This is a genomic window from Armatimonadota bacterium, assembly GCA_028871815.1.
Taxonomy (GTDB): domain Bacteria; phylum Armatimonadota; class Chthonomonadetes; order Chthonomonadales; family Chthonomonadaceae; genus REEB205.
Genome location: JAGWMJ010000011.1, coordinates 28,816 through 41,245, shown reverse-complemented (window position 1 = coordinate 41,245; position 12,430 = coordinate 28,816). Strand labels below are relative to the sequence as shown.

The 12,430-nt window shown below is 61.7% G+C and carries 11 protein-coding genes; 2 read left to right on the top strand and 9 right to left on the bottom strand.

Translation table 11 applies throughout. The features are described from left to right. The first annotated feature begins 124 nt into the window (after positions 1–124). Both KGJ62_12810 and KGJ62_12805 read left to right on the top strand, forming a co-directional pair. Positions 125–916, top strand: a complete 792-nt coding sequence (locus tag KGJ62_12810) for a phytanoyl-CoA dioxygenase family protein (protein MDE2127460.1) — start codon at positions 125–127, stop codon at positions 914–916. 160 nt (positions 917–1,076) lie between these two features. Beyond that, positions 1,077–2,381, top strand: a complete 1,305-nt coding sequence (locus tag KGJ62_12805) for an MFS transporter (GenBank protein ID MDE2127459.1) — start codon at positions 1,077–1,079, stop codon at positions 2,379–2,381. Positions 2,382–2,522: 141 nt separating this feature from the next. Here the strand turns inward: KGJ62_12805 and KGJ62_12800 are convergent, their stop codons facing one another. The 9 genes from KGJ62_12800 to KGJ62_12760 form a co-directional block, all read right to left on the bottom strand. Beyond that, positions 2,523–3,182: a hypothetical protein gene (locus KGJ62_12800; protein MDE2127458.1), complete on the bottom strand. Its 660-nt coding sequence runs from the start codon at positions 3,180–3,182 to the stop codon at positions 2,523–2,525. A 57-nt stretch (positions 3,183–3,239) separates the two neighbouring features. Beyond that, positions 3,240–4,067 carry a phytanoyl-CoA dioxygenase family protein gene (locus KGJ62_12795; GenBank protein MDE2127457.1) on the bottom strand — a complete coding sequence of 276 codons (828 nt, stop codon included), beginning with the start codon at positions 4,065–4,067 and terminating at the stop codon, positions 3,240–3,242. 1 nt (position 4,068) lies between these two features. Beyond that, positions 4,069–5,031: a D-glycerate dehydrogenase gene (locus KGJ62_12790; GenBank protein ID MDE2127456.1), complete on the bottom strand. Its 963-nt coding sequence runs from the start codon at positions 5,029–5,031 to the stop codon at positions 4,069–4,071. A 30-nt stretch (positions 5,032–5,061) separates the two neighbouring features. After that, on the bottom strand, positions 5,062–5,907 hold the full coding sequence (locus KGJ62_12785; GenBank protein MDE2127455.1) for a type II secretion system protein: 846 nt from the start codon (positions 5,905–5,907) through the stop codon (positions 5,062–5,064). Between the two features lie 16 nt (positions 5,908–5,923). Further along, entirely contained in the window at positions 5,924–7,018 is a 1,095-nt protein-coding gene (gene aroC, locus KGJ62_12780; GenBank protein ID MDE2127454.1) for a chorismate synthase, read from the bottom strand. Then, positions 7,018–9,108, bottom strand: a complete 2,091-nt coding sequence (locus KGJ62_12775; GenBank protein MDE2127453.1) for an ADP-ribosylglycohydrolase family protein — start codon at positions 9,106–9,108, stop codon at positions 7,018–7,020. Before KGJ62_12775 ends, aroC begins: the two co-directional genes overlap by 1 nt. A gap of 65 nt (positions 9,109–9,173) precedes the next feature. Further along, positions 9,174–10,535: a site-2 protease family protein gene (locus KGJ62_12770; GenBank protein ID MDE2127452.1), complete on the bottom strand. Its 1,362-nt coding sequence runs from the start codon at positions 10,533–10,535 to the stop codon at positions 9,174–9,176. A 3-nt stretch (positions 10,536–10,538) separates the two neighbouring features. Next, the gene (dxr, locus tag KGJ62_12765) at positions 10,539–11,678 is read right to left on the bottom strand and encodes a 1-deoxy-D-xylulose-5-phosphate reductoisomerase (protein MDE2127451.1); all 1,140 of its coding nucleotides are present in this window, start codon (positions 11,676–11,678) and stop codon (positions 10,539–10,541) included. Next, positions 11,675–12,430, bottom strand: a complete 756-nt coding sequence (locus tag KGJ62_12760; protein MDE2127450.1) for an isoprenyl transferase — start codon at positions 12,428–12,430, stop codon at positions 11,675–11,677. The genes dxr and KGJ62_12760 overlap by 4 nt, the downstream gene beginning before the upstream one ends.

The following is a 12,430-nucleotide window of genomic DNA, read 5'->3' as shown; positions in this document are numbered from 1 at the left end:
GCCGCGGCTGCCCATTCCGGCGGCCGCGGCATTTTTGCATTCTGGTGCGCAAACGTCAAACGAAGGAAATCACGGCAGAAGCGCGCAATAAGTTTCCGCCCGTAATGCGTTGGTAGGAGGCGACATGGCCCTGGGAACCCTGACGGCTGAGCAGACCGCAGCATTTGAAGCGGATGGATACCTGATGATCCCTGGCCTCTTCAACCGCGAGGAGGCCGACCTGATGTGCCGTATCGCTCGCGCCGATCGCATCCTGGCGGAGCGAGCGCACGATCGGGGTGACCGCGAGGGCCTCCGCTCCAGAATATCGCTGGATAACGAGCTGCATGACGATATCTATGCAGCCATTGCCCGCAGCCGGCGCGTGGTTGGCGCCATGGAGCAGTTACTGGGCGGCGAAGTTTATCACTACCATCACAAGATGACCATGAAGGAGCCGCGGGCAGGTGGCGCCTGGGAGTGGCATCAGGATTATGGGTATTGGTACAACAACGGTTGCCTTTGGCCCGATATGGCCAGCGTGATGGTGGCCGTGGACCGCGCTACACGCCAAAACGGATGTCTACAGGTGATACGCGCCTCGCATAAACTGGGCCGGCTGAATCACATGGCATCCGGCGAGCAGACCGGCGCCGACCTGGAGCATGTGGAAGCGGCCCTGAAGAGGTTGGAACTGGTCTATTGTGAAATGGAGCCGGGCGACGGCCTCTTCTTTCACTGCAATACGCTGCACCGTTCCGACGCCAACCTGAGCCCGAATCCGCGGTGGACACTTATTTGCTGTTACAACACCAAGAGGAACGATCCATTCAAGGAGCATGGCCATCCCAACTACTCACCGTTAGAGGTCTGGGATGACGAGTGCGTGCTGGAGATCGGCCGCCGCGATGCGGCGGCACTGGTGCCGGCCGGTTAACCGGCCAGGTCGGCAGCCGAGCATCAAAGATACCGGGCAACCGGCCTGATAGTCCTGCGCTCGGCGAAGCGGCAAACATACGTGGCGCACGCCGGTTCCTCAGCGAGGGAGGCACATCAACTTGGCGACGAATGAGGCGCGAGAACAGAAGGCTGTTTTCATGGACCTTACCCGGTACCAGTGGCAAGTTTTGTTTGCCGCGTGGCTGGGCTGGGGCTTCGATGTGTTCGACGGGTTACTGTTCAACTTTGTAGCGCCGAACTGCCTGCCGGTTCTGCTGGGGCTTGCCGCCGGATCGGCCATGGCCAAACATGCTACGTTGCAGTGGACCGGTATTCTCACATCCCTGCTGCTCCTCGGCTGGGCCGCCGGCGGCATTGTGTTTGGCCGAGTTGCCGATCGTATTGGCCGTGCGCGAACGTTGATGTTGACGATGGCTATGTATGCGGTGGGCACGGCGGCCTGCGCAGCGGCCGGCAACATCTGGGAGCTCGTTCTGTTTCGGCTTGTCGCCAGCCTGGGCATCGGCGGTGAGTGGGCGGCTGGAGCGGCGATGGTCGCCGAGGTTGTGCCGGAAAAGCGCCGCCTGGAAGCCGGCGCGCTGCTCTACACCTCGGCGCCTCTTGGCCTCTTCCTGGCATCGTGGGTAACGTGGCAGATTTCCGGTGTGGCGTTGAAGAACCACCCCGAGGTGTCGTGGCGATATGTGTTCCTGGCCGGGTTGGTTCCGGCTGCAGTAGCCATGTTTGTACGGCGTGCGGTCCGGGAACCCGAAAGGTGGCAGAAGTCGGCAACTGCGGCTGCCGGGCGCGTGCGAGATCTCTTTGCTCCGGAGTACCGCGCACGGACGATCAGCGGATTCACGATGGCCGTCACTGCGCTCATTATGTGGTGGAGCTGCAACGCGTTCATCCCCGTGGTTGCTGCCGGGCTGGCAGCTCGGCACGCCGCACTGCTCCACCTTGGAAAAGGCGCTGCCCAGGCGCTGATCGAAAGCTGGAAGGCAATAGCTACCAACTGCTTCAACCTTGGCGGCCTCCTCGGCACGTTGCTTACGGTACCCATCGCGCGCACATTGGGCCGCAAGTGGATGTTCATGATCTACTTTGCTGCCTCGGCTGTATCGCTGATTGCTGCGTTTGCATTCAACGTGCCTCCGCAGGCTCGCCTCTACCTCTACTTTCCCATCGGCCTGTCGATCTTTGGTGTCTTCGGCAGTTTTACCTACTACCTGCCGGAACTGTTTCCCACCCGCCTGCGCGGCATTGGAGCCGGGTTTTGCTACAACGTGGGGCGAGTTTTCGCCGCAATTGGTCCGTTTGTGGTAGGCGCCGTGGCCGCGCAGGGCGTAAACGCTCTCGACAGTGCGCTGCACGTTCTGGCCTGGGTGGCCGTCGTTCCGCTGCTGGGCATTCTGGCAATGCCGCTTGTGGTGGAAACCAGGGGACGCGTGCTGGAGGACTAGGTGAAATGCCGGCCAGCATCGCGCCACCGCTTGCCGAGCCGCTGCCGACCACCCGCCGGCAGGCGCGGAGCAATCATAAGCTGGGTGGGCCGTCGAAGCGACGCCTTTCGCCGGACGGCCTTCAGGCTTACGCCGGTTAACCTAGAAGAGGCGGGAGACGGCCTGATCGTTCACGGTTGGATCGATGTAGAAATGACTCCCCATCGGCTTGAACGCTGCTTTCCACTTTGGCTCATAGCGCAGCGGGATGTTCATGGCGGCGATGCGGATGTTCGGTACCGCGCAAAGAGGCGCGGCTGCCGTGGCAAACGCCTTCGCGTTGGCAGGCGTAGCATCGCCACTGCTGATGATCACCACCATGGGCTGAGCGCTTGGCGGATTCTGCGCGAGGTTTGTTGCCACGGTATTCAACAGACCGATAACGTTAGACGGATCACCCACGGCGCCGTAGGTAAACCCCGATGCCGCCTGCAAAGCGGAGTCGGGATTCAGGTTCCCCGGACCGGCAATAACCTGCGAATTGCGGCCAAATGCGATAAGTTCTACCAGATCGCCGGAGATCGACGCACGCGTGAGGATGCCCTTGCCGATGGTCATCCACTTGGCATGGTACGCAACCTGCTGGCCGGCGCTGTCCGCTGCTATGATCCACAGGTGCTTAGGATGCTTTGCCGCCGTGACGGCGGGCTGTTTGGAGCACCCTGCCAGCGCAGCGGCGCACATCGAGATCAGACAAACCGTTTTCAACTGCTTCATCCGGTCAACTTCATCCTTCTGCCCGTTCCGGGCTATCGGCACCATCTCTCATACCACTTCAATTCGAGCCGAACTCGCGATTTCCCTGCGTGACGCCGTACGTCACGGAGCGATTACCACGGTATTCCGCTCGGATTCGCGCCGCCACGTTCCGCATGGGCCGGCGCCCGCGCTTTCACCCATCGAAACCTCGGTTCCATCCATGCGCAGCACCGGATGGTAATAGGCGCCACATCGTTCGGCTTCGCCGGCGATATAGTGGCCGATGAGTGCGCGCCGAAATCGGTTCTCGCTGCGGTTGCGAAAGCTGCCGTGGATAACCGAACCGTTGAAGAAGAGTACATCGCCGGCGTTCATCCGAATTGGCACAGCCTCGATCCCCGGCGCCAGCGGAACCGCAATATCCGTGAAGCTTTCGGTGAGGTCTGCCGGCTGCGTGCATAACAGAGCCAGGTCGCCGGTGTTCGGCACCACCTGGAGGCACCCGTTCTCCTCATCACATCGATCCAGTGCCATCCAGGCCGCGATACATGTGCCTGGCTTTACGCGCAGATAGAACTGATCCTGATGCAGCGCCTGCCCGCGCGATCCAGGGGGCTTGAAGTAGAGCATCGTCTGAACGGCAAATGGCTCCCTGCCAAGCAGGGCTGTCATCCAGCGATTGAGCCGTGAGTCGGTCAGCCAGCGCAGGCTTGGTTCGTCCCAGCGATGCATATGGATCATGCGCGGAAAGCGCTTCAACGGGTCGGCATCGTTTGGATCGACGCCCTCAAAGTCGCCGGGCCAACTGCCCTGCGCGCGCAGCGCCATGTAATGCTCGAGTAGTGACTCGGTTTCCGCAGCCGTGAACAACTGCTCCGCCAGCGCATAGCCATTCTCGGCGTACTCTTTGAGGCTGCTTTCCGGAACAGCATCCAGCTGAAGATCCATTTTATCCTCCTGCCGGTACCGCGTGCGCCAGCGGCGCACCGCGCAAGCCAGCCAGTAGATTCTCGGCGGCCATCACCGCCATGCGTGTTCTGGTGGCCACAGAAGCAGACCCGATATGAGGCAAAAGCGTGACGTTGCGCATCTGCATCAGGGGATGGCCCAGCGCCAGCGGCTCCTCCTCAAATACATCCAGCCCCGCACCGGCGATCGTCCCGGCGCGCAGCGCCCTTACCAGGGCATCGGTATCCACCACTCCGCCACGCGCCGTGTTGATCAGAATCGCCGTCGGTTTCATCTGCGCCAACGTTTCCTGGTTCATCAGGTAGCGCGTCTCTGGGGTTAGCGGCACGTGAAGACTCGCAAAGTCGCTGGTGGCAAGCAGGTCGGGCAAATCCATTCGGACAGCGCCCAGCTCACGTTCGGCCTCGGTATGGACGTGGCGTGCCGTGTAAGCAATTCGCATACGGAATCCTGCTCCGCGGCGAGCTGTCTCGAATCCGATCCGCCCCATGCCGATGATGCCAAGCGTTGCGTGGTGCACGTCCGGGCCGGCCAGCAGCATTGGCGACCATGTGGTCCACGCGCCGTCGCGCAGAAACCTGTCCGCTTCAACCAACCGCCGCGCGCTGGCAAGGATCAGGGCAAAAGCCAGGTCGGCTACCGTTTCGGTAAGCACACCGGGAGTATGTCCCACAGGTATGTTTCGGAGCCGGCACGCCGCCAGGTCAATATTATCCACTCCGACGGCCATTTGGCTCACCACGCGCAACTGTGGCGCTGCGGCCAGCAACTCGCCGTCAATACGGTCGGTGAGAAGGCATAGCAGGCCGTCGCAGCCGGCTGTACGCTGCTTCAGCACCTCGTATGGCGGAGGGTTCTCACCTTCCCACACGTCCACCTCTGCGTTCGCGCGAAGCGGAGCCAGGGCCGAGTCGGGCAGGTTTCGCGTTACAAATACTCTCAAAAGTTGGCTTTCACGGCGCACTGCGGCCGCCTAATCGGGAAACCATGTTGCGCCGGTTTTCACATACGCAGCGGCCACCTGACCGCATGGCATCGAGCCAAACGCCGAGTTGATCGTCAGGTCGGGATCGGCGCACCAGTCGTCCCATGCGGCGGTGTCTTTCGGTACGGCAATGCGACCGCTCTGGCTCGCGGGAAACACCTCGCTGAGCGCGCCTTTCCATGGCATTGCCTTGGCATGGCCATCCACATACGCGATGTTGAACATGCCGCCATGCACCATGCCGCTATTGGTATCGCCGTCATAATTGCTCAGGATAGATGTAATCGCGAGTGTGTACCAGGGCCGATCCATACAATCGCCAAATGCAAAAGTTGAGGCGGTATTCGGTACTGCAGCTTCCGGTATGCCGGCGTAGACCTCATTGCCGGCCACATTGACAGCGGCGCCCAGGAGTCCGCCCTGGTACTCGCCCGTAGAAAACGATTGCATGGGGCCCCAATTGTAGCCATAGCCGATACATGGCGCGTCCGGGCTCTCATTCATGCCCTCCTTATAACCGCATCCTGTGTCGTTTCGGTCCGGACAGTAGAAAATCTGGTAATTCCTGGTGTAAGGCTGCAGGATTTGCCACGAGTCGACAACTTTGTTGTTTGCGATATCGGTGTACACGCTCAGTGTCACCTCGTCGTAATCCTCGATATACATCTGGAAGGCCAGGCCAATCTGCCGCGTGTTGCTGAGGCATGCGATGCGGCGTGCAGCTTCACGCGCCTGCGCGAAGACGGGAAACAAGAGCGCGGCCAGGATTCCTATAACAGCTATAACAACTAGAAGTTCGATCAGCGTAAAGGCCGATCGATGTCGCTTTTCCATGCCGCTGTCCAGCCTTTCACCTATCCGAGGGAATCCTCGCTGCCTGTTGACGGAGCGCCATGTCGGCAAGCACCAGCGCCACCATTGCCTCAACGCCGGCCACGGCTCGGGGAAGGACGCATGGGTCATGGCGCCCAGTCGCTTTGATCATGGCCGGCTCCCCCTCGCGCGATACGGTCCGCTGCTCACGCATAATTGTAGCCGTTGGCTTGAATGCCACGCGTAGTACCAGCGGCTCACCGTTGGAGATGCCGCCTTGAATGCCGCCCGAGTGGTTTGTTTCCGTCCCCACGCGGCCGCTCTTCATCACAAACGGATCGTTGTGTGTGGATCCACGCATCAATACGCTGCCAAGACCTTCGCCGACCTCAAAGCCGCGCGCGGCCGGCAGCGACATCAGCGCGCCGGCTAGACTGGCCGTCAGCTTGTCAAACACGGGTTCGCCAAGGCCGGCGGGCACGCCTCGGGCAATGGCTTCTACCACACCTCCCAGCGAGTCGCCATCCCGGCGTGCGGCTTCAATCAAAGCAACCATCTTACCAGCCGCCACGGCGTCCGGGCATCGCACGATCTGGGCGTCCACTTCCGTTCGGCTCACCGAATCACGATCTACGTCACCGTGGACCTCGGCAACTTGCGCTACGTAGGCAACAACCTCGATGCCGTGCCATTGCGCCAACATCTGGCGTGCCACCGCGCCGGCCGCCACGCGGCCAACTGCCTCGCGGTACGAGGCGCGTCCACCGCCCCGGTGATCGCGTATGCCGTACTTCGCCTCATAGGTATAGTCTGCGTGGCTCGGCCGAAAGAGGTCGCGCATCGCCTCATAATCGCGCGCTCTGGCGTCCTCATTCCGCACCATCATTGCAATTGGCGCGCCGGTGGTAACGCCCTCGAGGGTTCCGGAGAGCAGCTCCACAATATCGGATTCGCGCCGCTGCGAGGTTATCCGGCTTTGCCCGGGCCGACGCCGGTCCATGTCCTCCTGAATTGCCTCCAGCGAAAGCGACACTCCGGCTGGGCAGCCATCCACGACACACCCAACGGCCGGGCCATGCGACTCACCCCACGTGGTGACGCGGAACAGTGTGCCGATGGTGCTGCCGGCCATCAGCGGTTCAACTCGCCGGGCGGAGCTACGGCCACATTCCGGAATCCCACCGTACCCTCCGAACAGAGCAGGGCGATCGCGCCGCCGTCCAGCATGTGATCCTCAGCGCTCAGAATGGTGTCGGCGCCGGCTGTTCCCGTGAGCCGCGCGCCGGATACGGTCAGCGATAGTGGCACCGTGCGATCCAGCGGCCACGCAAACGGCGAGGCTGCCAACACCTGCGTTTCGCCATCGAGCACACGCACCAGCTCGATGTGACCTTCGGAAGCGCGCCACAGAGCATAGAATCGCGTCATTCCCTGCACGCGAACGGCGATACCGGCGCGAGCCGCCATGTGGATGTTCACCTCTGCACGCAGGGCGACGCCGCCCCACACACGTGCGCCCTGGATCAGCAATCCGGGCCGGGAACCGTTCTCAACGAGCCGGATCCACTCATCCCTGGGCCACTGCTGCAGCGCGGTCGCTCCTAAAACCCACGCATGCGCAGAAGCCGAGGAGGTACCCCGTACGAATGAACACTCCGGCGTGCCATCCCAATCCAACGAACGGAGCAGCACATCTGCCGTCGAGCCCGGCGCTGTCTGCATTGCGACCCCGATCCGGGCGACGGGGCCAGACGTTTCCGGTGGGATGCGCCACTCGAGGGAGGCGGATCGGCCCGGATCCAGCGGCGCCACCGGACCGTAAATGGTGCTCATAGCGTCGTTCTCGTCGTAGTAGGCAGCCTGCAGCCGCACCCGCACGCCTTCGTTATTGGCCGGATCGGCCGTTACATGCGCCTGGACGGTTTGGCCGGGATAGAGGGAGGGCGAGGCCACTAGCTGGTACCCGGGCATATCAAAGTCTTCGGGTGGTATGAATGTGGCTGTGTGTGCATAGAGCCAGTGATCCGGCCCGGCGCACGACCCGGAAATGCGAAGAGCATGGCTGCCCTGAACGGCGGCCGCACCTGCCTTCGCACCTTCCGCCGTGAAGCCCTGCACCGCGCCGGGAAAGCCAAATCGATAGCGGGGCCCCGCCGGAGGCCCCTGATCGGCAAGGCCGTGCAGTGCGTAAGCGCGGCGGACAATGCGCCATGCCTCCTGCACCGCATCCGTAACGCACCCGCCACCGTCCGACGTAGGGATGTAGATCCGGTCGCGAACGGGTCCGCGCCAGTCGTATCCGCCGTCAAAGGCCGCAAGTCCGCCGCGAACTGCCAGGAGGCATCCAACATTGCCGCTGTTACAGTCGGTGTCCCAGCCACAAGTGTTCACGATCATGAGCGATCGGTCAAAACTTCCGTCGCCGTAGAGCAGCGCCAGGACAATGAGCGCAAAGTTGGGAATCACGTGGCATCCGCCACCATACCGATGGTATCCGTAAAGCTCGTCAACCCGCTCTCTGGTGGAGCGCCAATCCGTCTCCTCCGCACGCCAACGCTTCAAATCGCCGACTACCGCCGCCACCAGCGAATCGCCCGGGATGACGCTCAGGCCGATATCCAGCAAGCGCTGGATATCGCGCTCGGTGAACGCCGCTGCCACCATCGCCGCAACAAACTGTGCGGCGAACACCGCCTCGCCGTCGTGGCTCACGCGGGCGGCGCGGCCCGCCAGGTCGGCGGCCAACCGCGGCGCGCCCGGAGCCAGCATGCCCCAGCCATCGATGAATATCTGTGCGCCGATCTGCTCCGATACAACCGTCCCGTTTACCGCTGCCGAGCCACTCTCTGGGGCCGGCATGCCGCTCTTGAGGCGCAGGTAGGCGGTGTGCTCGGTGGAGACTCCCATGCCGCCCCACCAGAGGATCGTTCGCTCTTCAATAATAGTGTTCAGCCAGCCACAGCCAATTTGCCGCGACGAGATGGCCAAACCGGCACCCGTATCATCCAGCACCCGCGGGAAGGCGAGTGTGCCGCTGATGTCATCGTCACTAACGACCAATCGTGCGCCAAAATCCTCGTTAACGTACCGGTTGATCTCGCCAAACCGTGCGGTGATGTCGGCGAAGCTCCAGCCCTCAAATGGCCGGCCCGCGTAAACGCCAATCACCTTGCCGAGTACGCCGGCGTACACCCGCTCCGCGTAATCTGCCGGGAACTGCAGTGTTTCGAGCACCAATCACCTCGCCGCCATGGAATCCGCGCGTACGCCCGTGCCGGGTTCGTGACCTAACCGCGTAGACGCTGTATGTCGTGAACCATCACCACCAGCACCAAGACCGCGATGATCGCCAGGCCGATGGACTGAAATGCTTCGACTTCGGTACTCGACATTTTGCGTCGCCGAATGAACTCCACCAGCATCATCAAGAGGTGGCCGCCATCCAGGATTGGGATCGGGAAGAGATTCAGAAGCCCAATCGAGATGCTGAGAAGAGCGGCAGTCAACATCACCTGGGCAGGACCGTGGTGGCTGTCGTGGTGAATCTCGGCGCCAATGCTTACTGCGCCGCCCAGGTTCTGGAATGCATGCTTGCTAAACAGCGTTCTGAGCGTTTCTACTACATAGGTGTACAGCTGTTCGCTGCACACTCTCACAGAGTTTAAAGCCGAACTGTGACGCCACACGATCTGCTCGACGGGAGAGTAGCCGATCAGTCCGACGCGCACCGTGTTGAGATGATGTGTGCGCGGGTTCAAGATCGGTTCATTTGTGGCAACTGGTGCCGCAGCGACCTGAAAGACCTGAGCGCCTCGCTGAACGGTGATGTGGAGCAGTACGCCGGCGCTGCTGTGGATGGTATTCACCGTGTCGGCGCCGGTTCGGATTGGCTTGCCATTGATAGCCACGATCCGGTCGCCCGGTTTCAAGCCGACCTTCGCGGCCGGCATTCCGGCCACAACTGTATCCACCTGGTTCGTCGGTATCCCATCCGGCAGTCCCATGGTGATTCCAAGGGCGCAGAATAGAAGATATCCGAATAGAAGACTGGCAAACGGTCCGGCCAGTATAACGATGGCGCGCTGCCATATCGGCCGCTGGTTGAACTCTGCCGGATCGACCTCGTGGTGGCGCGCATCCAGGGTCTGCTGCAGGTAGTTCCGCTCTTCGGCAGTCAGGTCTGCGCTGCGCAGCCGCTGCTGCAGATCGGCGATTCCGCGAAAGGTAAGGTTGCAATCAGCCCCCACACTGTTCCATGCCAATTCACGTACCGGTTCGCCAATTTGCCCGGGAACCAGTCGCGCCATCGCATCATCGCTCATGCCGATGAGGCGTTTCTCGCGTTTGGTGGCACGGGCCGGGCGTATCAACGCGGCGCCGTGGAACAGGTCGTCCGGCTCCATGCCGGCTACTTTCACGAAACCGCCAAGTGGCAGCAGGCGCAGGTTGTACTCTGTGCCGTTTATGGTAGCAATACGCCAGACGCGCTTCCAGAAGAAGATTGAGAACTCCACGACCCGCATTTTCAGCAGCTTGGCCGCCAGAAAGTGGCCGCACTCGTGCGCTACCACCAGCACCGTGATAACCGCAATAAAGTAAGCGGCGGTGCGCAAGATATCGATCAGGCTGGCGACTAGATGAGAAGTCATCGGTTAATGCTGCGCCTCCAGGCGCGCCCAGGCGTCTGCTGCCAGCACGTTATCCAGTGTTGCTGCCTGCATTGTGTGTCGGCTCATCACCTCTTCAACTCGCTGAACGATCTCCAGGAAGCCGAGCTCGCCGCGGCAGAAGAGCTCAACGGCGGCTTCGTTTGCGGCGTTCATCACCGCCGGCATCGTACCTCCGGTGTTTGCCGCGCACCGCGCCAGGTTCAGCGCCGGAAACGCCTCCAGCCGCGGCAGGTGAAATGTAAGCTCTGCATAGTCGCCGACCTGCAGCCGGGGCAGGCCCGAATTGATGCGCCGCGGCCAGGTTAGCGCCAGCTGGATAGGAAGCCGCATATCCGGCAAACCCAACTGGCCAATCACCGAGCCATCGCGGAACTGAACGAATGAGTGGACGATGGACTGCGGATGAATGACCACGTCGACCGCCTCAATGGCTACGCCAAAGAGCCAATGGGCTTCGATGATCTCCAGAGCCTTGTTCATCAGGGTTGCCGAGTTGACCGTCACCAACCCGCCCATCTGCCAGGTTGGGTGGTTCAGCGCTGTCGCCAATGTGGCCTCGGCCATCTGCGCCACGCTCGCCGTGCGAAATGGTCCGCCCGAGCACGTGAGGATGATGCGCTCAACGTGGGCCGGCGATGCCTCTATGCATTGAAGGATAGCGGAGTGCTCACTATCGATCGGCACTATCCGGGCGCCGTGTTGCGTAGCCAGCGCCATGGTGGATTCACCGGCCGCTACAAGTACTTCCTTGCTCGCCAGCGCTACATCCTTGCCAGCCGAAAGAGCAGCATGTGTTGGCCGGATGCCGATAGCGCCTGCCAGCGCCATCACCAGCAGATCGCAACTCTGCAACGCTGCCAGCTGGCACAATCCCTCGACGCCGGAGCAGAGTTCGCCGTTCCATCCCCGCGTCGCCAGAGCGGCTCGCAGTTCAGGTATCGCGGTTGGGTCGCCGATGCAGACCGCTTCGGCCTTGTATCGAGCAGCCTGTTCCGCAAGCATCGCCACATTCCTGTGGGCCGCCAGCGCAGTAACAGCAAACTCGCCCGGTAGCCTGTCAACTACATCCAGCGTTTGCTTCCCAATGGAACCGGTGCTGCCCAATACGGCAATCCGTTTCACTCCACAACCGCTCCAAACCGGCGGACACGCCGCTGATACTCTTTGATGGCCGCAATCAGGTCCTCACGGTCGAAATCGGGCCAGCAAACCTGTGTGACAAAGATCTCACTGTACGCAGTTTCCCACAGCAGAAAGTTGGAGAGCCGCAGTTCACCGGCCGTGCGTATCAGCAGGTCCGGGTCGGGAATATCGGGAGCGTACAACTGCGTCGAAATGCACTGCTCATCGATATCTTCCGGATTGAGCTCGCCACGCTGTACGAGGCCGCAAATCGCCTTGACGGCGTCAACGACTTCGGCCCGGCCGCCGTAGTTGATGGCCAGATTGAATGTAAGACCGGTGAGCCCACGGGTCCGCTCCATGGCGCCGGAGAACTCCTCGCGCAGGTCTTCCGGCAGGTCGGAAAGGCGGCCAGATACGCGCACCCGCACTCCGCGCTCAATCAGCTCCGCAATCTCAGCGCGCATCGCGTCCAGCATCAGATGCATCAGGCCGCCGACTTCGTCCTTCGGTCTCCGCCAGTTTTCCGAAGAGAATCCGTAAACGGTGAGGTATCGGACTCCAATCTCTTCGGCCGCCAGTACAATCGCCTTCAGCGTACGGTAGCCCTGCCAGTGGCCGGCGAGCCGGTTGTCGCCCCGCGCACGTGCCCAGCGTCCGTTGCCATCCATGATAATGGCTACGTGAGCCGGAATGCGGTCCGGGTCGAGGTCCGCCAGTGCCGTGTCGGCGTCGGCAGCGCCGTTAGCCAT

What these genes read in the sequence shown, in the direction of transcription:
- KGJ62_12810 (MDE2127460.1), top strand. Translation starts at nt 125, where the DNA reads ATGGCCCTGGGAACCCTGACGGCTGAGCAGACCGCAGCATTTGAAGCG.
- KGJ62_12805 (MDE2127459.1), top strand. Translation starts at nt 1,077, where the DNA reads ATGGACCTTACCCGGTACCAGTGGCAAGTTTTGTTTGCCGCGTGGCTG.
- KGJ62_12800 (MDE2127458.1), bottom strand. Translation starts at nt 3,182, where the DNA reads ATGGTGCCGATAGCCCGGAACGGGCAGAAGGATGAAGTTGACCGGATG.
- KGJ62_12795 (MDE2127457.1), bottom strand. Translation starts at nt 4,067, where the DNA reads ATGGATCTTCAGCTGGATGCTGTTCCGGAAAGCAGCCTCAAAGAGTAC.
- KGJ62_12785 (MDE2127455.1), bottom strand. Translation starts at nt 5,907, where the DNA reads ATGGAAAAGCGACATCGATCGGCCTTTACGCTGATCGAACTTCTAGTT.
- aroC (MDE2127454.1), bottom strand. Translation starts at nt 7,018, where the DNA reads ATGGCCGGCAGCACCATCGGCACACTGTTCCGCGTCACCACGTGGGGT.
- KGJ62_12770 (MDE2127452.1), bottom strand. Translation starts at nt 10,535, where the DNA reads ATGACTTCTCATCTAGTCGCCAGCCTGATCGATATCTTGCGCACCGCC.
- KGJ62_12760 (MDE2127450.1), bottom strand. Translation starts at nt 12,430, where the DNA reads ATGGCTAACGGCGCTGCCGACGCCGACACGGCACTGGCGGACCTCGAC.